The 21,842-nt window shown below is 69.3% G+C and carries 21 protein-coding genes; 14 read left to right on the top strand and 7 right to left on the bottom strand.

From position 1 onward, the window contains the following. Window positions 1-49: 49 nt before the first annotated feature. The gene (locus ACOOHF_RS16180; protein WP_420462464.1) at window positions 50-988 is read right to left on the bottom strand and encodes an MBL fold metallo-hydrolase; all 939 of its coding nucleotides are present in this window, start codon (window positions 986-988) and stop codon (window positions 50-52) included. Further along, window positions 985-1,923, bottom strand: coding sequence for a VOC family protein (locus ACOOHF_RS16175; RefSeq protein ID WP_420462463.1), 939 nt, complete (start codon window positions 1,921-1,923; stop codon window positions 985-987). Before ACOOHF_RS16175 ends, ACOOHF_RS16180 begins: the two co-directional genes overlap by 4 nt. 47 nt (window positions 1,924-1,970) lie before the next feature. Between ACOOHF_RS16175 and ACOOHF_RS16170 the strand changes: the two genes are divergently transcribed. Both ACOOHF_RS16170 and ACOOHF_RS16165 read left to right on the top strand, forming a co-directional pair. Then, entirely contained in the window at window positions 1,971-2,498 is a 528-nt protein-coding gene (locus ACOOHF_RS16170) for a DinB family protein (protein ID WP_420462462.1), read from the top strand. A gap of 94 nt (window positions 2,499-2,592) precedes the next feature. After that, window positions 2,593-2,853, top strand: a complete 261-nt coding sequence (locus ACOOHF_RS16165) for an ArsC family (seleno)protein (protein WP_420462461.1) — start codon at window positions 2,593-2,595, stop codon at window positions 2,851-2,853. Between the two features lie 32 nt (window positions 2,854-2,885). Here ACOOHF_RS16165 and ACOOHF_RS16160 read toward each other — a convergent pair whose 3' ends face one another. Then, the gene (locus ACOOHF_RS16160) at window positions 2,886-3,272 is read right to left on the bottom strand and encodes a copper resistance CopC family protein (protein ID WP_420462460.1); all 387 of its coding nucleotides are present in this window, start codon (window positions 3,270-3,272) and stop codon (window positions 2,886-2,888) included. Window positions 3,273-3,521: 249 nt separating this feature from the next. Between ACOOHF_RS16160 and ACOOHF_RS16155 the strand changes: the two genes are divergently transcribed. The 4 genes from ACOOHF_RS16155 (at window position 3,522) to ACOOHF_RS16140 (ending at window position 8,209) form a co-directional block, all read left to right on the top strand. Further along, a complete protein-coding gene (locus tag ACOOHF_RS16155) occupies window positions 3,522-3,746 on the top strand; it encodes a hypothetical protein (RefSeq protein WP_420462459.1) in 225 nt (74 codons plus the stop codon). Next, window positions 3,743-4,219 carry a hypothetical protein gene (locus tag ACOOHF_RS16150; RefSeq protein WP_419935855.1) on the top strand — a complete coding sequence of 159 codons (477 nt, stop codon included), beginning with the start codon at window positions 3,743-3,745 and terminating at the stop codon, window positions 4,217-4,219. Before ACOOHF_RS16155 ends, ACOOHF_RS16150 begins: the two co-directional genes overlap by 4 nt. 173 nt (window positions 4,220-4,392) lie before the next feature. Next, the gene (locus ACOOHF_RS16145) at window positions 4,393-6,408 is read left to right on the top strand and encodes a hypothetical protein (RefSeq protein ID WP_420462458.1); all 2,016 of its coding nucleotides are present in this window, start codon (window positions 4,393-4,395) and stop codon (window positions 6,406-6,408) included. A gap of 64 nt (window positions 6,409-6,472) precedes the next feature. Next, window positions 6,473-8,209 (top strand): carboxypeptidase regulatory-like domain-containing protein, encoded by a 1,737-nt coding sequence (locus ACOOHF_RS16140; RefSeq protein ID WP_420462457.1) that lies wholly within the window; start codon window positions 6,473-6,475, stop codon window positions 8,207-8,209. Here the strand turns inward: ACOOHF_RS16140 and ACOOHF_RS16135 are convergent. Continuing rightward, window positions 8,176-9,480, bottom strand: coding sequence for a M20 metallopeptidase family protein (locus tag ACOOHF_RS16135; protein ID WP_420462456.1), 1,305 nt, complete (start codon window positions 9,478-9,480; stop codon window positions 8,176-8,178). The two genes, ACOOHF_RS16140 and ACOOHF_RS16135, sit on opposite strands and share 34 nt — an antisense overlap. 215 nt (window positions 9,481-9,695) lie before the next feature. Between ACOOHF_RS16135 and ACOOHF_RS16130 the strand changes: the two genes are divergently transcribed. The 4 genes from ACOOHF_RS16130 to pdxH all read left to right on the top strand — a co-directional run bounded on the left by ACOOHF_RS16130 (window position 9,696) and on the right by pdxH (window position 12,904). Further along, window positions 9,696-10,181: a hypothetical protein gene (locus ACOOHF_RS16130; RefSeq protein ID WP_420462455.1), complete on the top strand. Its 486-nt coding sequence runs from the start codon at window positions 9,696-9,698 to the stop codon at window positions 10,179-10,181. 132 nt (window positions 10,182-10,313) lie between these two features. Then, window positions 10,314-10,745 (top strand): ArsI/CadI family heavy metal resistance metalloenzyme, encoded by a 432-nt coding sequence (locus tag ACOOHF_RS16125; protein WP_420462454.1) that lies wholly within the window; start codon window positions 10,314-10,316, stop codon window positions 10,743-10,745. 117 nt (window positions 10,746-10,862) lie between these two features. Continuing rightward, window positions 10,863-12,137 carry an NAD(P)/FAD-dependent oxidoreductase gene (locus ACOOHF_RS16120; protein ID WP_419935849.1) on the top strand — a complete coding sequence of 425 codons (1,275 nt, stop codon included), beginning with the start codon at window positions 10,863-10,865 and terminating at the stop codon, window positions 12,135-12,137. 101 nt (window positions 12,138-12,238) lie between these two features. Then, window positions 12,239-12,904: a pyridoxamine 5'-phosphate oxidase gene (gene pdxH, locus ACOOHF_RS16115; protein WP_420462453.1), complete on the top strand. Its 666-nt coding sequence runs from the start codon at window positions 12,239-12,241 to the stop codon at window positions 12,902-12,904. 28 nt (window positions 12,905-12,932) lie between these two features. On the opposite strand, the gene ACOOHF_RS16110 is transcribed toward pdxH, so the two are convergent. Next, window positions 12,933-14,282, bottom strand: a complete 1,350-nt coding sequence (locus tag ACOOHF_RS16110; RefSeq protein WP_420462452.1) for a sodium-dependent transporter — start codon at window positions 14,280-14,282, stop codon at window positions 12,933-12,935. A 157-nt stretch (window positions 14,283-14,439) separates the two neighbouring features. Here ACOOHF_RS16110 and ACOOHF_RS16105 point away from each other — a divergent pair, with 157 nt between their 5' ends. Next, window positions 14,440-16,023: a SulP family inorganic anion transporter gene (locus tag ACOOHF_RS16105; protein WP_420462451.1), complete on the top strand. Its 1,584-nt coding sequence runs from the start codon at window positions 14,440-14,442 to the stop codon at window positions 16,021-16,023. Window positions 16,024-16,358: 335 nt separating this feature from the next. Continuing rightward, complete coding sequence (locus ACOOHF_RS16100) at window positions 16,359-17,684, top strand: hypothetical protein (RefSeq protein ID WP_420462450.1); 1,326 nt, start codon at window positions 16,359-16,361, stop codon at window positions 17,682-17,684. 51 nt (window positions 17,685-17,735) lie between these two features. Here the strand turns inward: ACOOHF_RS16100 and ACOOHF_RS16095 are convergent, their stop codons facing one another. Then, complete coding sequence (locus ACOOHF_RS16095) at window positions 17,736-18,203, bottom strand: hypothetical protein (RefSeq protein WP_420462449.1); 468 nt, start codon at window positions 18,201-18,203, stop codon at window positions 17,736-17,738. Between the two features lie 89 nt (window positions 18,204-18,292). Between ACOOHF_RS16095 and ACOOHF_RS16090 the strand changes: the two genes are divergently transcribed. Then, the gene (locus tag ACOOHF_RS16090; RefSeq protein WP_419935843.1) at window positions 18,293-19,243 is read left to right on the top strand and encodes an alkaline phosphatase family protein; all 951 of its coding nucleotides are present in this window, start codon (window positions 18,293-18,295) and stop codon (window positions 19,241-19,243) included. Here ACOOHF_RS16090 and ACOOHF_RS16085 read toward each other — a convergent pair. Beyond that, complete coding sequence (locus tag ACOOHF_RS16085; RefSeq protein ID WP_420462448.1) at window positions 19,240-20,451, bottom strand: hypothetical protein; 1,212 nt, start codon at window positions 20,449-20,451, stop codon at window positions 19,240-19,242. The two genes, ACOOHF_RS16090 and ACOOHF_RS16085, sit on opposite strands and share 4 nt — an antisense overlap. 164 nt (window positions 20,452-20,615) lie before the next feature. On the opposite strand from ACOOHF_RS16085, the gene ACOOHF_RS16080 reads away from it, so the two are divergent. After that, window positions 20,616-21,824, top strand: coding sequence for a N(4)-(beta-N-acetylglucosaminyl)-L-asparaginase (locus ACOOHF_RS16080; RefSeq protein ID WP_420462447.1), 1,209 nt, complete (start codon window positions 20,616-20,618; stop codon window positions 21,822-21,824). The last annotated feature ends 18 nt before the right edge of the window (window positions 21,825-21,842 follow it).

Below are 21,842 nucleotides of genomic sequence, written 5' to 3'. Positions count from 1 at the left end.
GAACCAGCAAGCTCGCGACGCCCCTGGCCCCGGCCGTGCCAGCTCCCGTTCAACCGCCGCGCTTGCGCCAGTAGCGGGCGAGGCCCCACCAGGAGTCGCGCGCGCCGAAGGCGTTGATGTAGGTGTCGACCGGCTCGGCCGGCATGCGCGAGCGCAGGTCATTCTCTACCCAGGCCGCGAACTCCCGGGCTCGGGCGGGGTCCGACTCGGTCTCCGGATTTGCTGGATCCTCGTTCGCGATCGACGTCTGAACGTACCGCGCCCACCGCGCGAGTTCCTCGCGGAGTTCGGCGAAGTGCGCGGCCGGATCGTCCACCGGCCCGAAGTGTGTCGGGACGACGCGATCCGGGCTCCACTCCATCACCCGGTCCATGGTCGCGTTCCAGGCCTCGACGTCGACATCCGGCGGGGGGGTGACCGGGATCACGCCTCCGGGCGGGATGCGGATGCCGGCGTCGTCGCCGACCCAGGCCGTGCCCGTATCCTCCTCGAAGTAGGCGACGTGGTGTTTCGCGTGCCCGGGGGTGTAGGCGACGCGTAGCGTGCGATCGCCCAGCCGCACGGCATCTCCCTCGTCCACTGCGGTGACGGAATCGGCGGGCACCGGGAGGAACTCGCCCCACAGCGTCTCCATCTGGTCGCCGTAGATGCGGCCGGCGGAGGCGAGGAGCCGCTCGGGCCGGATCATGTGGATCGCCCCGATCGGGTGGACATACACCCTCGCTTCCGGCACCTCGCGCACGATGGTTCCGGAGGCTGTGGCATGGTCGAGGTGGATGTGCGAGAGGAGGATGGCCCGCACGTCCGCCAACTCGAACCCCGCCTCGTCGAGACCCACCCGCAGCGCTTCCAGACAGGTCGTGGGCCCGGGGTCGACGAGCGCGATCCCGTCGCTGGTTTCCAGGACTCCGGTACCGATGGCGAGATCGAATCCTCGGAATTGCAGGTCGACGATCGATGTTCGTGCATCAAGCGAGTGAACCCTCATCCGCCCTCCTCGGCCGGGGGCCGGAGTTCGATCCAGAGGCCGCCGGCGTTTCCGAGCACGATGTTGTCGGAGACTGATCCTGGGCCGCCGCGCACGGTAAGCGATACGACCGGCGCCGAACCGGGGTCGGCCAGCCACAGAAGGGCGTCCACGACGTACACGGTGCCGCCCCGGATCCCGACGGCGCGTCCGTACAGATGCTCGGGGTGGCGCGACGGGCCGCAGTCTCGGGCCCCGAACGCGAGCAGGAAGCGGGTGAGACGCTCCGGATCTTCCACCATGACCCAGACCGCCTGCAGACCCTGCGCCCCGTTCGCGTGCTCCGGCGCCGCGGACGGCTCGGCGCTCTCCTGATCGGGGTCGACGAAGAGCACCGCGTGGAGCGGGTGGTCCGGGGGGAAGGCCGCCCGGCTGCGCGCGCCCGCTTCCTCGACCGAGAGTTCCGGTTCGAGGTCTGCGGCGACCGCGAGGACTTCGTCCAGGCTGAGCCCGGAGAGGGCGACATAGGCCCCGCCCCCGCCATCGGCGATGAGATCCGCGTATCGCCTCGCTTCGTCGGCACCCGACGCCTCGGGATCGGCGGGGCCGTCCACCGTCCGCAGTTCGAGCCGTGTCCCGTCGCCGAACGGGATCTTCGCGTTGTGCAGGCCGTTTTCGTCCCGGCCGCCGTCCTGGACTCGGAACCCGAACTCGTCGGTGAGCCGCCGCGACAGGGCCTCGAGGTCACCTGCCGCGACGGGGACGTGGTCGAGCCGAAGCGAGGAGCCCGGGGCCACGCACTCCGCCGGCGTCCCCTGCGCCAGCGCGCCCGCGGCCGTTCCGAGCAGCGCACAGGCGGTTCCCGCGAGGGCGTGCCACGGGAAGGCCGTCGCCTTGCGGCGCCCGCGCCGTTCCCCCGCTTCCGTGCTCCCCGTGGAGCGTCGCCGGCAGATCATGGCGGACAAGATGACGCCGCGACCCCGAGGTCGATAGTTTGCCCGCCATGAGACGCCCAGAACCCGACGAACACGCCGACTACTACTCGATGTACATCGACAGAGTGCCGGACGACCGGTCTCTGGTCGATGTGCTGCGCGAGGCCCCTGACGCGCTGGAACGGCTCTTCTCCGGGTTGCCCCCCGAGCGGGAGACGTTCGCCTACGAGCCCGGGAAGTGGACGTGCCGCGAGGTTCTGGGTCATGTGATCGACACCGAACGGCTCTTCTCCTACCGCGCGCTCCATATGGCCCGGGGAGACCGCGCCGACCTCCCGGGGATGGATCAGGACGAGTGGGCCGCCGCGTCCAACGCCGCCGGCCGTCCAGTGGCCGATCTGCTGCAGGAGTTCCGGGGCCTGCGCGCCGCGAACGCGGCCCTCTTCGCCTCGTTCGACGAGGACACGCTCTCTCGCCGCGGGATCGCGAGCGGCGCCGAGTTCTCGGTGCGGGCGCTCGTCCACATCATCGCCGGACACGAACTGCACCACCGGGACGTGCTCCGAACCCGCTATTTGGCGGACTCTGCCACCTGACGGGGACCCGTCGCCGACCGAGGAGGCCGCAGTGACCGAGGTTTCGCTCTTCTACCAGCGCCCTGGCTGAACGAGCTGCAAACGCACCCGTGCGGTGCTGGACGAAACCGGCGCGACGATCGCGGAGGAGCGGTCCGCGACGAAAGCCCCGCTCACCGATGACGACGTGCGCGAACTCCTGGCCTCCGCGGAGCGGGTGGTCATCGCGAAGGGGAGGAGCCGGCGCGATCTGGACCCCGCGGAGACCGAACTCGACGCGCTAAAGGGGCCCACCGGGAAGTACCGCGCCCCGATCCTGCTCGCGGGGAGCACGCTCCTCGTGGGCTTCAACGCCGAGGCGCTGGCCGAGTTGTAGGCCCGCGCAGACGTTCCCGCGGGAACGTCCGTTCAGCGGGCGGCTTGCACCTTGAAGTCGAAGTCGCCGCGGATCGTGTGGCCGTCCTGCGCCATGGCGCGCCACATGACCTGGTAGTCGCCGTCCGCGAGCGGCTCGCTCACAGTCAGGACGACGACGGTCGGGTCGTCCTCCTTGGCGGTCGCCGCCTCGAGTTCCATGGGCTCGCCCCCACTGGGCAGGAGGCGAACCGACGTTCCGGCCATCTGCGGCGCCTGCGTGAACCAGAGCGTCACCGTCTCCGGGCTGGCGCTCACCGTCTCATCCTTCTTCGGAGACGACTCCTTCAGCGCGAGGTGAGGGCTGGCAGCGGCCGTCACGATCGCCATGCAGATCGCGATGCCGGCGAGTGTGGCCGAGGTTCTCGTTTTCCTCTTCATATGACTTCGCATTTCTCCAGCCTTCGGGAGCCGCGGCATCCGCACGACACCCGGCCCAAAAACGCTACGGAAGCCTTCGGGGGCAGGCAACCTCCCGAAGCGCCTGTCGCTTGACCGCCCGATTGCGTCCTCTTCATGTTCAGCGCCCGCCCGCCAGCGTCGGTCCGACGGGGAGTATCGATCCCTTCTTTCCGGTCTTCGAGAGGTCTCGGATGAGAAAAGAGCGTCAGCGGGCCATCACGCCGATCCGTGGTTTCTTGCCTTCCCGCCTTCGTCCTCGCCGCCGGTCTGGCCGCGGGGGGCTGCGCGAAGGACGGCGGCGGAGCGGCGGACACGACCGAGTGGAAGAACATCGCGGGCAACGACATGGGGCAGCGGTACTCGTCGCTGGACCAGATCGACGCGGGCACCGGCGAGAAGATCTGGGAGTATGTCGAGCCCGAGACCTTCCGCACAACGAGTGAGGAGAGATGAGACATTTCAAGCCGAAACTGCCGCTTGCCCTGCTGACCGCGGGAATCCTGGTATTCTCAGCTTGCGGCGACAGCGCTACTGAACCCGATGAACCCGAGGAAGATCACGGTGAGGAAGTCGAGGGCGTGACCCTGACGCTGAGCGGCCAGACCGTCGCGTCCTACGATGGACACGATGGAGCCTGGACCGGAGAACTGGAGGTCGAGCCCGGCGAGGAAACCGCCCGCATCTCCGTGCAGTTCGTGGACGACGACGGGCGCGCGGTTCGACTCGACAGCGACCTCTACCTGCAGGTGGACGTCGCGAACGAGTCCGTCGCCGAGTTCGAGCAGGACACGCCCGGCGAGTTCGGAGGACACCTGCACGGAGGGATGGAGGGCGATACCGAAATCACCTTCAGCCTGATGCACGGCGCGGTCGGGTCGGGACACGCAGACTTCGTGACCGCACCACTCCACGTGCGCGTGCGCTGACACGGTTCAACCAGTCGCAGATCCCGCAAACCCCTCCCCGGAGCGATTTCCGGGGAGGGCTTGCCTCTGCTCCTGTCGCTTGACCGCCGGATTGGGCGCGGCTCATGTTCAGCGCCCGTGTGCCGCCGCCCGTCCGCGGCCACGTCGACTGTCCCCCCATATGAGAGGTTTCGATGAGCAGAGCGCGCTCAACATCCCCTGCGCCGCCGTCCGTGTTCCGCAGTGTCCCCCTCCTGCTCGCGCTCGGCGTCGCCGTGGCGGGCTGCGCGGAAGGTGGCGGGAGCGCGGCGGATGACACCGAGTGGAAGAACATCGCCGGCAACGACATGGGCCAGCGCTATTCGTCGCTCGACCAGATCGACGCGGAGAACTTCGAGAACCTCGAGGTCGCCTGGACCTGGGACGGGTCGGACTACCCGGCCGTCAACGCGCGCGCAACGCCGATCTACGTAGACGGGATGCTGATCTCCGTGGCGGGCGAGAAGCGGCACACCTACGCGATCGACGCGGGCACCGGCGAGAAGATCTGGGAGTACGTGGAGCCCGAGACCTTCCGCTGGGAGTACTCGATGCGGAAGAATCACGGGAAGGGCGTCGCGTACGGCGAGATCGACGGACGGCCCGTCGTCTACCTGGTGAGTCCGGCCTTCTTCCTGCACGCGCTGTGGGCCGATACAGGGGAGCATGTGGAGGGCTTCGGCGCGCCTGTCGGCGTGGACGGGTTCCCGGACTCCGGCGTCGTCGATCTGCTCGCGGGGCTGGGCCACGAGTACGACCCGTACGACGGCATCCCGCTCGAGACGGGCTACATCACGAGTTCCTCCCCCGCGATCGTCGTCAACGGCGTGATCGTGGTCGGGAACTCCGCCGAGCAGGGCTACAACCAGTCGCGCCACGAGAACGTCCCGGGCGACATCCTCGGCTACGACGCGCGGACGGGCGACTTCAAGTGGAAGTTCAACGTCCTCCCGGGCCCGGGCGAGTTCGGGCACGAGACGTGGGAGAACGATGCCTGGTCGTGGACGGGCGACATCTCCTCGTGGGCACCGCTGTCGGCGGATGAGGAGCGGGGGATCGTCTACATCCCGACCAACGGTGCGACGCAGGACTTCTGGGGCGGCTTCCGGCCCGGGGACAACCTGTTCTCGACGAGCCTGATCGCGCTGGATGTCCAGACGGGAGAACGGGTTTGGCACTATCAGCTCGTGCACCACGACATCTGGAACTACGACACGCCGCAGATCCCGGTGCTCATGGACGTGACGGTGGACGGCGAGGAGATCCCGGCCGTCGTGCAGGTCACGAAGCAGGCCTTCGCCTACACGTTCAACCGAGAGACGGGCGAACCGATCTGGCCCATCGAGGAGCGGCCCGTGCCCGAGGGGCTGATGCCGGGCGAAGCGCTGTCGCCGACGCAGCCGTTCCCGACGCGGCCGGCCCCGTACGACATGCAGGGGCTGACGCACGACGACCTGATCGACTTCACGCCGGAGTTGCGGCAGGCCGCGATCGAGGCGCTAGAGGACTATGTGATCGGGCCGCTGTTCATGCCGCCGCTGCACCGGGACAACGACCTCGGCAAGGTGGCCTCGCTGTGGTGTCCCGGAGATGTGGGGGGGACGAACATCGACGGCACGCCGGCGGCGGACCCGGAGACGGGAATCCTCTACGTGACCTCGCAGAAGGGGTGCGGGTCGCGGATCATGGTGCCGGGCGCCGAGCGGGACGCGCGGGAGGACGCGCCCACGGGGACGACGATCAGCAAGTTCGCGGTCGGCGGTTTCGCGGGCGTGCGGCGGGTGCGGGGCCTGCCGCTGTTCAAGCCTCCGTACAGCCGGATCACGGCGATCGACATGAACACCGGCGAACACCTGTGGTGGATCCCGGTGGGAGACACGCCGGACCGGGTGCTGGAGCACGAGGCGCTGGAGGGGATGGACATCCCGAACACCGGGACGGGGCGGCAGGCGGCGCAGATCGTCACGAGCACGCTGCTCATGTACACGGGCGAGGGCAGCGACGGGACGTCCTATCTGTACGCCGTGGACAAGGCGACGGGCGAACGGCTGGGCCAGGTGGCACTCCCGGCGCTGCCGCGGTACGGGATGATGACCTACATGCACGAGGGGAAACAGCACGTCGTCATCCAGGCCCCGAACACGCTGGTCGCGTTGCGCCTCGCCGACTGAGCCCGGGCGGAACGTCCTCGCCCCGCTCGTGTGACGTTTCGCTCCTCCGGGGCGTCCAACAGGCATGGTGAACTCCGCTCGGATCTGGTGCGCGGTGGCCGTCACCTGCCTGGGGTGCGCGTCTTCCGCCGCGGCCCAGACGATCAGGGGCACGGTGCGCGAGACGGATGGCGGCCCGCTCATCTCCGGAGCCTTCGTCAGCCTGCTGAACAGCTCGGGCCAGGCGGTGCGGGCCGACTTCACGACGGTCGAGGGCGCCTTCTCGTTCGCGACACCCGGCCCGGGCGAGTACCGGCTCCGCGTGGAGCGCATCGGCTACGCCACCTGGCTGACCGTGCCCTACGCACTCACGACGGGGCAGATCCTTCCGGTCACGGTCGAAGTCCCGCCACGACCCATTCGGCTCCGCGACCTCCGCGTGGAGGTGAGCGGAGCCTGCTACGACGATCCGAGCCAGGGGCATGCGCTGGCGACGGCCTGGGAAGAGCTGCGCAAGGCACTGGAGACCGCGGTGTGGGCCGAGCGGCGGGGCGAGCTGAGGTTCACCTTCACGCGCTGGGAGCGCATCCTCGAGCCCCGGACCCTCGCGGTCCGCGAGGCGACGAGTCGCATGTATCGGCACAGGCCGCTTCCGCCCTTCGAGAGCGTGCCCGCCGATCAACTCGTGGAGTCCGGTTTCGTCGTCCAGGTGGCGGACTCGTCGGAGTACCGCGCGCTCGACGCGAACGTCCTGCTCTCGCAGGAGTTCCGCGCGGCTCACTGTTTCGGCCTGCAGCGGGCGACCGTCGGAGGCGTGCCCAGACTCGGCATCACGTTTCGCCCCCGCGAGCGGCGGCAGGTCGTCCAGATCGAGGGAACGCTGTGGCTCGACGAGGAGAGCGCGGAACTGGACCGCGTTCAACTCTCCTACCGCAATCTCCCGGTGGCGCGCGGCGTAGACCGTCGATTGATCGGTGCCGAAGTCGTGTTCGACCGACTTCCGGATGGTCCGTTCTACGTGACGGACTGGTGGATTCGGTTCCCGTTCCACGAGGACGGGTCCTTCACCGGCTACAAGCAGGGGGGCGGCGCGGTGAAGCGCGCCGCGGCGGGCGACCTGTCCTGGGAGATGGGCCACGGGGTAGCGGTCGGAATCGTACGCGACAGCGTGAGTCGCGACCCGCTACCAGGGGCGGATGTGGTCCTCCGAAACTGGGAGGACGCGGCGGCCTTCCTTCCGCCGCCCGATCCGGCGGATACGCCGTTCAGCACGATGACCGACGATGAGGGCCGGTTCGTCGTGGGGGGACTTCAGGACGGGGTCTACGCCCTGCGTGTGGATCACCCGAAGTTTCGAGCGGCGGGCGTGCGGCTGAACGAGACTCGCGTGGTCATCGAAGAGCGGATCGTGGTTGAGCGGGAGGTCTGGACGCCGTCCGCCGAGACCCTCTATGCGCGGGTCTGTCCCGGTTCGTCCCTGTCCGAGGGCGTGGGCGCCGTCGTCGGCATCGCCCGTGACTCGGCGGCGGGGGTGCCCGTCCCGGGGGTCGAGATCGAGGCCCAGTGGAGCGTGCGCCTCGGTCGGGGAGCGGCGCGTGGCGTCTACGCGTCCGCGGTGTCTGACGATGAGGGCCGGTTCGCGATCTGCGGCTTCCCGCTGGACGGGCCGGTTCGTCTACGTCCTTTGGGGACGGGGACCCCTGACGCCGTCCAGTTCGAGCCGGATGCCCGCGTGGTCTGGCAGGACGTGTCTGTAGCCCCGGGGTCGTCCGCGGACCCCGTCCCGGATCAGTCGGTGGACGGCCGGCGCGACTTCAGGTAGTCGAGGAGCAGGTTCGACATCGCCCGCATGCCGATCGATATCGAGGCGTCATCGGCCCGGAAGTCGGGCGTGTGATGGCCGCCCGAACCGAGTTCCGGGTTCACCGAACCCAGCCGGTAGAAGAAACCGGGCACCTCGTTCGCGAAGTAGGCGAAATCCTCGCCGCCCATCGTGGGGTCGATCACGAGCACGTTGTCCTCGCCGACGATCTTGTCCAGCGTCGGCGCCATCTGCGCGGTGAGGCCGAGGTCGTTGATCGTGGCCGGCGTGCCGCGGTCGTAGTCGAGCACGTAGCTGCCGCCGCCCGCCCGCGTGATCCCGTCGAGGATCTCATCCATCCGCCGTTCGACGGCATCCCGCACGTCGGGGTTGTAGGTCCGGACGGTGCCCTCGAGCCACATCTCCTGCGGGATGATGTTGAAGCGCTGGCCGCCCTGCATGACGCCGACGGTGATCACGCTGGGCTCGAGCGGCGACAGGTTGCGGGAGCGGATGGTCTGGAACGCGGTCACCGCCTGCGAAGCCATCACGACGGGGTCGATGCTCGTGTGCGGCTGGGCGCCGTGCGCCTGCTTGCCGATGATCCGGATCTTGAAGTGGTCGACCGCCGCGAGCGCTGGCCCCGGCGTGTAGCCGAGCGTTCCCACGTCCAGTCCGGAGAAGGTGTGGAGTCCGAAGATGGCGGACGGGACGATGCCCTCCAGCGCGCCCTCACGCACCATCAGGTCGGCGCCGCCCTCCTCGCCCGGGGGCGGTCCCTCTTCCGCCGGCTGGAAGATGAACTTGATCGTGCCGGGAATCTGGTCGCGCATGGAGGCGAGGACCGAGGCGACGCCCAGTTGAACCGCGGTGTGCACGTCATGGCCGCAGGCGTGCATGACCCCGACCTCCTGGCCGCCGTATTCGGTGCGCACGGTGGAGGCGAAGGAGTACCCCGTGTCTTCGGTCACGGGGAGGGCGTCCATGTCCGCGCGCACCGCGACCACGTCTCCGGGGAGACCGCCCTTGAGGATCCCGATGACGCCGGTGTGCGCGACCCCCTCGATCACCTCGTCGAAGCCCAGCTCTCGCAGGTGTTCCGCGACCATGGCCGCGGTCTCGAACTCCCGATTTCCGAGTTCGGGGAACTGGTGGATCTGATGGCGCATGTCGGTGATCTGGTCGATCACGCGATCGACCGCCGCGTCCACGGCGGGATCCTGCCCCGCCAGCGGGGTGGCGAGCGCTCCGGCGAGGACCGAAACGGTCCACAGCGTGCCAGGTGTGAGCATGTTCTGTCCTGGTTCTGGATTCACACGGGTCGGCCGTCGGGGCCCGGGGGCCCGCACGGGGCGATGAACGTTGTCCGGCCCAGGCCGCCAGGCAACGGCACGCGGCCGGCGGCGCGAGTTGGCGCCAGCGGCCGGCGCTGCTCGCTGGCGGCGTCGAGTGCGCGGAGCGAGACTTGAGGCGCGCGGCCGGAGTCAGGCTGGGGGGAGAAATGTCCATGCGCAGGGAATCGACCACGAGGTCGGCACAGGCGATCGCGGGACTCGCGGGACTCGCGGGACTCGCCTCGTGCACCTCGTTCACCGTACGGCCGGGCGACCCCGGGCCTGGGGGCGATCCCGTACCCGCGCCCATCGTGGCGCCCGGCGGAGCACGGGGCGAGGGGCCGCAGATCACGACGAGCGGCGACATCGGGGTGGCATCCCGGAGGCCGCGGGACTTTGCCATCTCCGCCCTCCACGAGCTCCTCCGGCTTCAGGACTCGTATCATCGGCAGCACGCCGAGTACGCGAGGTTTCTCGAGGACCTCGATTTCCGCGGGAGTCCAGGGGTGATCGTGCAGATTCTGCGCGCGACGCCGGACGGGTGGTCGGCCCTCGCGAGGGTGACGCAGGTCAGGCTGGAGTGCGCGATCTTCCAGGGACGGGTGGCGTCGCCGCGGCCGTACGCGGCCCGCGCGGGCGAGCCGGCCTGTCCCCCGTGACCTCGCCCCCGCCCGCTCCGCTCTGAGTGCCATCAGATCTCTCGCTTGCGTCCTTTTCCCGTCCCGTTCGTCTTACAGGGCAGAAGACGACGACGGAAAACGAATCGAATGCCAATCAACGGAGGCTGTGACATGCGACTGCAACTCGCCCTCAACGTGAGGGACATCGACGAGGCGGTGGACTATTACGGAAAGCTGTTCGGTGCGACGCCGCACAAGCGCCGCCCGGGGTACGCGAACTTCGCCATCGACGCGCCGCCGCTGAAGCTGGTGCTGTTCGAGAAGCCGGACGCGGAGGAGCGTCTGAACCACCTCGGCGTGGAGGTTTTCGACGGCGCGCTGGTCCGCCAGGCCGGCGACCGCCTGGAGGCGGCCGACATCCTGACCGAAGTGGAGGAAGAGACGGTGTGCTGTCATGCGACGCAGACGAAGGTCTGGTCTCATGAACCGCAGGGCCTTCGCTGGGAGTGGTACGTGGTCACGGACGACGCGCCCGATGGCCGTGCTCTGATCGACCCGGCGCCGGCCGCCTGCGCCACGGACTCCGAGGACTGCTGTGCCTGATGGCGTTTCCGGGCACGCCATGCCCGCCTGGTCCGAGTTCCGGAGCCGACTGCGGCGCTACGTGGACGGTCGCGGCGAGCAGGCGCCCGCCGTCCCCCGACACCGGCCGGTCGCTCCGTGAGGGTTGCCGTCGTCGGGGGCGGCGTGATCGGGCTGTGCGTCGCCCACTATCTCGAACTCGGCGGCGCCGAGGTCATCCTCGTCGAACGGGACCGGATCGGGGGTGGCTGCTCGGAGGGGAACGGCGGCTGGGTGTGTCCGTCGATCTCGCGGCCGCTGCCGGCCCCGGGTCTGACGCTGACGTCGCTCCGCTGGCTGCTGCGCTCGGACAGCCCGCTCTACATCAAGCCGGCGGCGATCCCGCGGCTCACGGGATGGCTGTGGGCCTTTCGCGGCTACTGCAACGCCGAGAGCTACGCGGCGGGCGTCGCGGCGCTCGCGGCGCTCAACGCGACGACGGATCCGCTGTACAGGGGCCTCGCGGGGGACGGGGTGGCGTTCGAGCAGGCGGAAGCGGGGACGATCCTCGCCTACGGCGACGAGGGGGAACTCGAGCAGGCGGCGGGGCTGCTGGCGAAGCTGGGCGAGGAGCGGGTCGGTCGGGTCGACAGGCTCGGCCGCCGGGCGCTCAGGGAGGCCGAGCCGAGTCTGCGGGGCGACCTGTTCGGTCTTCACGTGCGCGGCGACACGCATGTGCGCCCGGAGTCGCTCTGCGCCGGGCTCGCCGCGAGCCTGGAGGCCCGCGGCGTCCGCATCCTGGCGGGCGTGGAAGTCGTCGGCTTCGCCCGCGAAGGCCGCCGCGTCCGGGTGGCGCTGACGGCCGGGCCCGCCGCCGGGGGAGCGGCGACCGGCCGGCCGCCGGGCGAACCGATCGAGGCGGACCTGTTCGTCGTCGCGACGGGGGCCGAGACAGGCACCCTCCTGGGCATGCTCGAGAGCAGGTTGCCCGTGGAGGCGGGGAAGGGATACAGCATCACCGTTCGGAATGCGCGGGCCCGACTGCGGCAGCCCGTGCACGTGGCGCCGGCCAGGATCGGCTTCACACCCTTCCGCGGGGCGCTGCGCACGATCGGCACGATGGAGTTCTCGGGCATCAACCAGCACCTCGACCGGCGCCGGATCGCTCTGCTGGAGCGGGCCGCGCGACGGTACCTGCCCGGCGCCCTGGACGGGACGGAGCGGGTCGACTGGGTCGGCATGCGGCCCGTGCTGCCGGACGGCCTGCCGGCCATCGGCCGACTCCCCGACCTCGAGAACGTCTACGTGGCCACGGGCCACCAGATGCTCGGCGTCACACTCGCCCCGTCGACGGGTTGGGCGCTGGCGCAACTCGTGCTGGAAGGCCGGTCAGACATCGACCTCACCCCCTTCGATCCGGCCCGCTTTGCCTGAGGTCCGGCGCCCGCGGGTTGATCACCCGCGGGTTGACCGCCCGCGCCACCCGACGAACACTGTCCACCGATCGACGGATCCCCCGCACCCGGGAAGCCCGAGTGAGCAGACTCAAAGACCTGCGCGCGCACCTGAGAGCGATCCGCACGCTCATCAGGGGCGTAGCGCGCGGCCTCCCGACACTCGAGGCGTCGGGCGATCCCCATGAGCTGTTCGGCCGCTGGTTCGCGGACGCCGCAGCCTCGGGGCTGCTGCTCCCGGAGTCTCTGGCGCTCGCCACGGCGAGCGCCGATGGACGGCCTTCCGCCCGCATGGTCCTGCTCAAGGGCGTGGGCCCCGACGGCTTCCGCTTCTTCACGAACTACGGGAGCCACAAGGCGGCTGAACTCGACGCGAACCCGCAGGCAGCGCTCTGCTTTCACTGGTCCGTACTCGAACGACAGGTGCGGATCGAGGGCCGGGTCGAGCGTCTCTCGACCGAGGAGTCCGCGGCGTACTTCGCGACCCGGGGGCGCGGAAGCCAGATCGGCGCGTGGGCTTCAGACCAGAGCCGTCCGATCCCCGACCGCACAAAGCTGCAGGCGCAGGTGGCGGAGATCGAAGCCCGGTTCGCCGGGAAGGACATCCCGCTGCCCGAGTTCTGGGGCGGATACCGCCTCATTCCCGATCGCTTCGAGTTCTGGCAGGGTCGTGCGAACCGACTGCACGACCGCCTCGCCTACACGCCACGAGACGGCGGCTGGGAGATCACCCGCCTCCAGCCGTAGGCGCCCTCCCAAGCGCCCCGTTCCCGGGTTAGCCCAGCAGGCCGATGCCGGCCAGTAGGACGAGCCCCACCGCGACCGGAACGATGAAGCGCATGACGGGGGCCCACGCTCCGGTGATCCGGAAGCGGCCCGCACCCTGATTCGTCTCCGTCCGAAAACGCTCGAATCCCCACGCCGTCGCCACGTAGAGCGAAATCAGAAGCCCGACCACGGTGAGGAAGAGGTTCCCCGATACGTAGTCCGCGAGTTCGAACAGGCCGCGGCCGCCGATCTGGACCGCCGCCCACGGCCCGCCTCCGAGCGCGATCGGGACGCCGGCGAGCAGGATGATCGCCAGTACCGTCCACGCCGATCGCCTGCGGCTCCACCCGAACGAGTCCATGGCGCTGGCCGCCAGCGATTCCAGCAACGCGAGGCCGGACGTGAGCCCCGCGATGAAGACGAAGAAGAAGAAGAACGCCGCCGCCACCTCGCCCGCCGGCAGACGGCCGAACAGCCCGGTCATCGTGACGAAGAGCAGCCCCGCTCCCTGGTCCGGCTCCAGTCCGAACGCGAACAGGGCGGGGAACATGACGAAGCCCGCGAGCACCGCGGCGAGCGTGTCGAAGGCCACGATCGTGGCGGCGCTCCCGGGAATGTCGCTCTTCCGGGGGTGGAGATAGCTCCCGAACACGAACGCGCCCATCATCCCGACCCCGATCGAGTAGAACGCCTGTCCGAGCGCCGCGAGCCAGGTCTCGGGGCCGACGGCCGAGAAGTCGGGCGCCAGGTACCACCGTACTCCCTCCCACGCCCCCTCGAACTGGAGCGAGACGATCCCGAGCCCGATGAGGAACAGGAAGAGGACGGGCATCAGCAGCCGCGCCGCGCGCTCGATCCCGCGCCGCAGCCCCCGGGTGATGATGAAGCCGGAGAGCAGCATCACGGGGAGTGTGTACGCCAGGACGACGCCCGGGCGCGCGGTGAAGGCGGCGAACGACTCGGCCGCGGCCTGCACGCTCCCGGCGCCGTACCCGCCCCGGAAGGCGCGGATGAAGTAGGCGGCGATCCAGCCCATGATAAGCTGGTAGTAGGCCATGATGAGGAACGCGGCGCCCGCGCCGAGCCAGCCGATGAGGCGGAAGGGGCCGCGCCCCGCCAGCTTCCGCATCCCCGCGAGCGGCGTCGCCTGCGCGCGGCGCCCGAGGCTGATCTCCGCCGTGAACAGCGGGATCCCGATCAGGACCGCGAGGAGGACGTAGATGAGGAGGAACGCCCCGCCGCCGTTCTCACCCACCAGATAGGGGAACCGCCAGATGTTTCCGAGCCCTACCGAGAACCCGGTGGTGGCGAGGATGAAGCCCAGGGGACTTCCCCAGCGTTCGCGGATTGCCTTCATTGTCTGACCCGTTGGCGCATCGGCGTCGAAGTCGAAAAAGACATGGCGGAGTTGCCCGCGCTCGGGGGCGCCCCCAGAGTAACGTGCCCACGAGGAAGGGTGCGATGCCGGGAAGGAGCGACCCCTGAAATACGACCTTCATACGCTCCGCGGAGATATGTTCGGCGCCCTCACCTCGGCGGTCGTCGCGCTGCCGGTGTCGCTGGCCTTCGGTGTCGCGTCGGGCCTCGGGGCGGCCGCCGGCCTGTACGGGGTGATCGCGGTCGGCTTCTTCGCCTCCGTGTTCGGCGGCACGCGCTTCCAGATCTCCGGCCCCACCGCTCCCATGACCGTCGCCATGGCGGTCATCGTCACGACGCACGCTTCCACGCTCGGCGAAGCCTTCACCGTGGTCGTGCTGGCGGGGCTCATACAGGTGGTGCTGGGGTTTCTGGGGGCGGGCCGCTTCGTCGTCTACACCCCGTATGTCGTGATCTCGGGCTTCATGACCGGGATCGGGATCATCATCATGCTGATGCAGGCCCTGCCCTTCCTCGGCGCTCCCACCGCGGCGGGAGGGGCCATGGGCGCGATCCGGGCGCTCCCCGATGCGATCGGCACCATGAACCTGAGCGCGGTCGCCGTCGCTGCGGCGACGCTCGTGGCCGGCGTCCTCTGGCCCCGGCGGCTGTCGCGGCTCCTCCCCGGACCCCTCGTGGCGCTCGTGGTCGGTACGCTGCTCGGCGTGCTCTGGCTGACGGATGTGCCGATCATCGGGGAGATCCCGAGCGGCCTGCCGGGGATCCAGTTGGGTCTGCCCTCCGTCAGCTTCCTCGCGAGCGCACTGCAGCCGGCGTTGATCCTCGCCCTGCTCGGATCCGTCGACAGTCTTCTGACGTCCCTCGTCGCGGATTCGCTCACCGGCACGCGGCACAACTCGAACCGGGAACTCGTGGGGCAGGGGATCGGAAACATCGTCTCCGGGATGTTCGGCGGCCTCCCCGGCGCGGGTGCCACCATGGGCACCGTGGTCAACATCCGCGCCGGGGGCCTCACGCGGGCTTCCGGCGCGTTGCGCGCCTTCTTCGTCCTCGCTGTGCTGCTGGGGCTGGGCCGGCATCTCGAACCGATCCCCCACGCCGTCCTCGCCGGCATCCTGATCAAGGTCGGGTGGGACATCATCGATTGGCCCCTCCTCCTGCGTATCCACCGGATCCGACGCGACCACCTCTTCGTCATGGTGATGACCCTGGGCCTGACGGTGTTCGTGGATCTGGTCACGGCGGTGGCGATCGGCCTCATCATTGCGGGCATGGCCCACGCGCGGCAGCTGGAGGGCCTCGAGCTCGACAACGTGCTCTCCGTCCCTCTCCTGGACCGGACGTTCTTCGCCGGACTCGATGGCGCGTCCACGATGGACGAGTACTCGGCCAGGGTCGGCCTCGTGCAGCTTCGGGGCGCCTTCACCGTCGCATCGTCCCACAAGCTGGTCGACGTCATCGGAAAGGACATCCGGGAACACGAGATCGTCCTGTTCGATTTCTCCAAGGCGACGTACCTGGACGACAGCGCGGGCATGCTCATCGGACAGCTTCTCGATGTGGCGGCGAAGGGGGACACCGAGGTCATCGTGACGGGGGTGTCGGGCGCCATCGCGAAGACCTTGGAAACTCTCGACATCCTGGCGGCCGTGGGGGAGGGTCAGGTCGTCGACACGCTGGACGAGGCGCGGGAAGTCGCCCTCGGCCTCCTCAGAGCCTGATCGCCGGATACCCCCGTCTTCCCAGGCTCACTTGAAACCCTTCCGGTCGGTCCTACGTGATCGGTAGGGAGCCGAGGCCGAGTCCCGCTACGCCGAGGAGAGAGCAAGGACGATGACTGCCCTGACTACGGCTATCCAGCAAGCAGAAACTGCCGCATCTCCCTTCTCCGTAATCGACGAACTGGTACGGCTACTAACGATCGGCGCGTACGCAGTCATCGTGTCTTGCGTCATTACTGTAATCCTGCTCGTCCTCATTTTGCGGAATTGCGTATTGCTTCGAAAAGCTATGACGACTGAGTAACATGCGTCCGCGACTGAAAGGAGTTGTCGTGATGGGAAAGATTCTCTTCGGAGCGGGTGTGCTCACCGGCATCTTCGCTGCCGGCCATGGTCTACAGGGTCAGGACGTTCCGCTGGCGGCCGACTTTCCCGAGGTGTACCGCGTCGGCGGGTTCGACGCCCCCGAATGGGCGGAGTTCAGCACGTCGCCGCGCGTGAGCTTCGACGGCGCCGGTCGGCTGTACGCGCTGGACCGCTCCGCGGGGCACGTCGTCGTGATCGACCCGAGCGGGTCGCTGGTCCGCATCGTCGGCGGGCCGGGGGAGGGGCCGGGAGAGTTCAATCAGCCCCAGGCCTTCGTGGTGTGGCCGGATGGGCGCCTGGCCGTCTCCGATATAGGCCACAATGCCTATCAGGTCTTCGGCCCGGACGGCGAGTTCGAGCGCTTCGTGCGCATGAGTAGCGGGAGCGACCTGTTCAGCGGCATGTCCAACATTCGCTCCGACCTCCGGCCCGATCCGGCCGGCCCGGCTGTCGTGGCCCGGGGACTCCCCTCGCAACTGGACGCGTTGACGGGCCTCTTCGGGGAACTCACCGGCGCGGAAGCCGCGGACGAGGAGGGTGTGGACGACAGGGGGCTTGAGCGGCTCGATCTCGGTGGTGAGGAGGTGGTCGCCGAGACGATCCTCGAAGCGTGGCGCCCAGCGGTCGATGACGACGAAGACGAAACGGAAGAGCTGTCGATGTCCGATCTGGCGGACCCTGCGTCGATGTTCGGCATGATGATGGGCGGCGTGAGATGGTTCGAACCGGACCTCCTCTGGGATCTCCTGCCGGACGGCGGGATCGCCTACTCGGACTCCAGCGCCTACGGGATCAAGCTCGCGGATCGCGCCGGGCGAGTGATGCGCAACGTGACCCGCCCGCTGGCTCCGAAGCCGGTCACGCGCCGGATACAGTCGGCCATGCGGGAACATGAGTTGCGAAACCTGGAGGAGGGAGGAGGCGGGGGCCTCTTCGGCGACCTCGGGGCGGCGGAGGCGGAAGGGGTTCCACCGGGCTTCCTCGATCAGATGAAGGAGGCGGCCCGCGAAGAGATCGAGAACCGCGAGTTCTTCGAGGAGATTCCCGTCTTGTCCGCGCTGCGAGCGACGTGGGACGGCACGCTCTGGATTCAGCGGCGCGGGGACGAGCCATGGGACGCATCCGGCCCCATTGACGTGATGCGGGCGGACGGAGAGTACGTCGGGACGTTTGCGGCCGGCGCGACCGAGATCCCGGCCGCGTTCGGGCCGGACGGCCTGGTCGCCTTCATCGAACTCGATGAGCTCGACATCCCCAGCATCGTGGTCAGGAGACTGCCGGCCGCCGTTCGGTGAACTCGGTCGCTGCCGCGACCGCGGGGCGTTCGAAACGCCGGATGAGTCGGGTCAGAGGATCGGTGCCGACTCCGCGACGGCGACGACGCCGCAGTTGGCCAGAAGGCGCTGCGCGTCGGCCTTCCCCGAATCCGAGGGCGCGATCTGGTTCTCGCCCTGCTCCTCCTCGTCGTCGAGCCCGCTGATGAGTCCGATGTCGTGATCCGCGACGCGTGAGGCGACGACCCTGATGTGGGTGTTCCCCGTGGCCGGGTTGTCGAACACGGTCGCCGTGAGGATGTCGTGGTGGGCGGCACCCGTGAAGAGTTCCTGCACGACGCCCGAGGTCTGCCTGCGGCCCCGGATGAAGCCGGCCTCCAGATTCCCGTCCTCGATGTTGTAGTCCATGAGGTTGAGTTGCGCGACCGCGCAGCGGTAGGCGGTCTCGAGCCCGGGCGGGGCGACGCCCTGAAAGGAGACGGGCGCCGTGGCGCAACCCGCGAGCGTAACGACGGCGAGGATCTGGACGGATATCTTCATGGTCCCCCAACTTCGGGACACGCCGCCCTCATCGCCAGTTGCAGCCAGTCGCACGTCCGACAGGGAGCTCTCGACCACATGACGACCACATGACGCCCCGATCCCGCCGCATCGTTCTGCCCGCCGCCGCGCTGTCTGCGGCCCTCGCCCTGGTTCTGGCTCCGAATGCGACCCACGCTCAGGGGACGCCGAAGGTCCTCGTGATCGGGATCGACGGCGTGCGCCCGGACGTCCTGGCGGAGGTGCCCACTCCGTTCATGGATTCGCTGGCCGCGAGCGGCTGGTACACGGCTGGCACCCAGACCACGACCCCGTCCGTGAGCGGGCCCTCATGGTCTTCCATGCTGACCGGCGTGTGGCCCGCGAAGCACGGCGTGACCGACAACGGCTTCGAGGGGCGAAAGTACGGGCAATATCCGGACTTCCTGACGCTCCTCGAGCGGGCGCGCCCCGAACTCGCGACTTTCGCCGCCGTCGACTGGCTCCCTCTCGCCTCTCTCGAAGGAGGCGGTCCGGCGCTCTCGATCGCGATCGATACGCTCGTCGCCGTGGACGGATATGAACTCGGGTGGGCGGCAGCGGACAGCGTCGTCGCGGCGCGCGCGGCGCAACATCTCGCCTCGGCATCGGCGGATGCCGCCTTCGTCTACCTTGGAAACCCGGATGAGACGAGCCACCGGCACGGATCGATCAGGGTCGAATACCGGGACGCGATCTCCCTCTCGGACCGCCACGTCGGCTGGCTGATGGAGGCTTTGCGGGCCCGGCCCGCCTGGGAGGAAGAAGACTGGCTCGTGCTCATCAGCACGGACCACGGGCGACGCGAGGATGGCGGCCACGGCGGGGACTCGCCCGAAGAGATGACGACCTTCATCCTCGCCAGCGGAGGGGCGACCGGGAGTTGGCCCGTCGCCGGGCCGACCTTCATCGTCGACGTCGCGGCCACCGCGCTGCATCACCTCGGCGTGCCGAGCGAGATCGCCGCGGAGCTGGACGGACGATCCCTCGCCGCCCCCGGCGAAGGACGCCCGATCCGCTAAGTCCCGCCCGCCGCTCCGACGGGCAGAAGCTCGTACAGGACGAGGCTCTCCACGCCCAACTCATCCCTGAACACGCCCAGCGCGCGGCCCTGCGCCACGTCCAGGAGTCGGACCCCTTCCGGTGCCTGTACCTCCCCGAGCCAGGTCCCGTCGGGGGCGAGGATCGAATAACCCGACACGCCGCTGACCTGCGCGCCGACGGTGTAGTGTCCCAGCCACAGCCGGCCCTCCCGGTCGCCGAACGGCCGGGTGAAGAGGGGGAGAGGCTCGTCCGGCGCGAACTCGTGCCGGGACAGGACCCTCTGCATAAGCTCCTCGAACTCGGCCTCGGACTGGATCTGCGGGTTCGCCGGACGGAGCATGGTCCGGGTCGAGGACTCGAACAGTTTCCAGTCCTCCTCGTCCGGATAGGCCGGAGGCGAGCGCCACCGTACGATCTGGTGCATCGTCCCGTCCGGATTCCGCCACACCACCTCGGGCCGGTCGGTGCGCATGTACACGAACCTCCCCGCCACCGCGGCCACGAGGCCGCCCGTCCCGAACGGGTTGACCGGGCCCTCTCGGGGCGAAGCAGGCACCCAGTCATACGCCGCGACGGTATCAGCGACGACGGAGTCGATGTCGAAACGGACCATGTGTCCCTGCAGCCAGGGCTCCGGGAACCCGGGGAGGTAGGAAGAACTCGCCATCAACAGGCGCCCGGCCGAATCAAGCCCCAGCACCCGCAGACTCCGGTTGAGAGAACGCGTATCGACCTCGCGTGCGACGGCGCCGCGGCCGAAGAAGGTGAGTCGTGCGTGGCCGTGGTCGTCCACGAGAAGCGTGTCTCCGCCGAGGGAGAACACGCTGCTGGGGCGATCGAGTTCACCGGGACCGTCTCCGCGATCCGCGAGCAGCCCCCGGAACGTTCCGTCCGGCGCGATGAGAACGATTTCCGCGCTCAGGGCATCGATCACCGCCGCGCTCCCGTCCGCGAACAGGGCGCCCCGCCAGATGCTCTGAAACGGATAGTCTTCGGCCCCGGCGCCGTACCGGTAGAGAGGCTGGGAGGAGAAGACGAAGGGGGTCGCGAGTTCCGGCACCGCACCGTATTCGACGATCCTGATGCCCATGCTGTCTCGCGCCGAGACCTCCGATACGGGCGCCGAGTCCACCTGGCAGGCGGCCAGCGCGGAGAACAGGAGACACGTTGCGGCGCGGGGTTTCATGCAGCCTCCTCAAGCTCCTCGAGCGGTTCCGCTCGGTCGACACCGCGATGTCTTCCGACAGTTGCACGACCGCGGACACCGCCTCCGCCCGGATGCTGGCGGGAGGCACCGATGTCGCGCCAGTTTGGGGCAGGGAAGACTCACACCAGCCAACGGGGGATGAGATGTCCGAGATGAATCGTCGCGGTTTCATCGGCCGGGGCCTGAGCCTGGGCGCGGCGGCGGCCGTCGCGGGTTCCGTGCCGGCGCGGGCGTCAGCCAGCGGCACCGGGCCGTCGCTCCGGTCGAGCGGGCGGGCGACGACGCCGATGATGATCACGAGCCATACGAACGACACGGGCCGGCGCGCGGCCACCGCGGCGTGGCAGGTTCTCTCGGGCGGCGGCGTGGCGATGGACGCCGTCGAGCGCGGCGCGAACATCGTCGAACTCGACCCCGACGGGACGGGCGTGGGCTGGGGCGGCCTCCCCAACGCCGATGGCGTCGTGCAGCTGGACGCGTCGGCGATGGACGGGGCCACGTACAACGCGGGGTCGGTGGCCGGCATCGAGGGGATCCGGACCCCCGCCTCTGTCGCCCGTCTCGTGATGGAGCGCACCGATCACGTCATGCTGATCGGGGACTACGCCCAGCAGTTCGCGGTCGGCTTCGGGTTCGAGGTCAGGGACCTCATGACGCCCAAGTCGCGCGAGATCTGGCTCCGCTGGCGGGAGCGGCTCTCCGACACGGACGACTGGGGTCCCCCGGACCATCTGCGCCGCCCCGGCGGCGGCTCCGGTGGCGGGGCCCGCGCGGACGCCGGCTTCCAGGGCTTCGGTGAGGACGCGATCCGGCGCGAGGCCGAGGAGTGGGCCGAACTGCTCGACCTCCCCGGCCGCGACGGTCCCGACCGCGACTACGTCCTGGCCGAGGCGCTGATCCACCGCTACGGGACGACGAACGTCCTCGCCGTCGACGCGCAGGGGAACGTCTCCGGCATCACGACGACGAGCGGACTCGCCTGGAAGGTCCCCGGCCGGGTTGGCGACTCGCCGATCATCGGCGCCGGACTCTATGTCGACAACGACATCGGCGCCGCCGCCGTCACCGGACGGGGCGAGGACGTGATCAAGTCGTGCGCCGGGTACTACATCGTCTCCCGCATGGGCGCCGGCCGCACCCCCCAGCAGGCGTGCGAGGACGCGGTCGGGATGATCCGGCACAAGTACCGGAACGTGGCCCCGGACTTCATCCCGTCCGAGAAGTTCGTCGCGATCAACAAGGAGGGCGACCACGGCTGCGCGTGGATGCCGTTCCGCGACACGCCGCCGCGCATGACGGTGGCGAACGAGGACGGAATCCACACATACGAGGGCGTCAGCGTCGCCGACTGACGGCTCCCGCGGCTCGAT

The sequence above is a fragment of the Candidatus Palauibacter sp. genome, assembly GCF_965216145.1.
GTDB lineage: Bacteria > Gemmatimonadota > Gemmatimonadetes > Palauibacterales > Palauibacteraceae > Palauibacter.
Note: the sequence above shows the minus strand (reverse complement) of the source record. Positions and strands in the feature narration are given on the sequence as shown.

Excerpts from the sequence above, each read along its gene's own strand:
- ACOOHF_RS16140 (WP_420462457.1), top strand. The coding sequence starts at position 6,473 with ATGGTGAACTCCGCTCGGATCTGGTGCGCGGTGGCCGTCACCTGCCTG.
- ACOOHF_RS16150 (WP_419935855.1), top strand. The coding sequence starts at position 3,743 with ATGAGACATTTCAAGCCGAAACTGCCGCTTGCCCTGCTGACCGCGGGA.
- ACOOHF_RS16090 (WP_419935843.1), top strand. The coding sequence starts at position 18,293 with ATGACGCCCCGATCCCGCCGCATCGTTCTGCCCGCCGCCGCGCTGTCT.
- ACOOHF_RS16175 (WP_420462463.1), bottom strand. The coding sequence starts at position 1,923 with ATGATCTGCCGGCGACGCTCCACGGGGAGCACGGAAGCGGGGGAACGG.
- ACOOHF_RS16145 (WP_420462458.1), top strand. The coding sequence starts at position 4,393 with ATGAGCAGAGCGCGCTCAACATCCCCTGCGCCGCCGTCCGTGTTCCGC.
- ACOOHF_RS16100 (WP_420462450.1), top strand. The coding sequence starts at position 16,359 with ATGGGAAAGATTCTCTTCGGAGCGGGTGTGCTCACCGGCATCTTCGCT.
- ACOOHF_RS16095 (WP_420462449.1), bottom strand. The coding sequence starts at position 18,203 with ATGAAGATATCCGTCCAGATCCTCGCCGTCGTTACGCTCGCGGGTTGC.
- ACOOHF_RS16080 (WP_420462447.1), top strand. The coding sequence starts at position 20,616 with ATGTCCGAGATGAATCGTCGCGGTTTCATCGGCCGGGGCCTGAGCCTG.
- ACOOHF_RS16085 (WP_420462448.1), bottom strand. The coding sequence starts at position 20,451 with ATGAAACCCCGCGCCGCAACGTGTCTCCTGTTCTCCGCGCTGGCCGCC.
- ACOOHF_RS16110 (WP_420462452.1), bottom strand. The coding sequence starts at position 14,282 with ATGAAGGCAATCCGCGAACGCTGGGGAAGTCCCCTGGGCTTCATCCTC.
- ACOOHF_RS16160 (WP_420462460.1), bottom strand. The coding sequence starts at position 3,272 with ATGAAGAGGAAAACGAGAACCTCGGCCACACTCGCCGGCATCGCGATC.
- ACOOHF_RS16105 (WP_420462451.1), top strand. The coding sequence starts at position 14,440 with ATGTTCGGCGCCCTCACCTCGGCGGTCGTCGCGCTGCCGGTGTCGCTG.
- ACOOHF_RS16170 (WP_420462462.1), top strand. The coding sequence starts at position 1,971 with ATGAGACGCCCAGAACCCGACGAACACGCCGACTACTACTCGATGTAC.
- ACOOHF_RS16130 (WP_420462455.1), top strand. The coding sequence starts at position 9,696 with ATGCGCAGGGAATCGACCACGAGGTCGGCACAGGCGATCGCGGGACTC.
- ACOOHF_RS16125 (WP_420462454.1), top strand. The coding sequence starts at position 10,314 with ATGCGACTGCAACTCGCCCTCAACGTGAGGGACATCGACGAGGCGGTG.
- ACOOHF_RS16180 (WP_420462464.1), bottom strand. The coding sequence starts at position 988 with ATGAGGGTTCACTCGCTTGATGCACGAACATCGATCGTCGACCTGCAA.
- ACOOHF_RS16135 (WP_420462456.1), bottom strand. The coding sequence starts at position 9,480 with ATGCTCACACCTGGCACGCTGTGGACCGTTTCGGTCCTCGCCGGAGCG.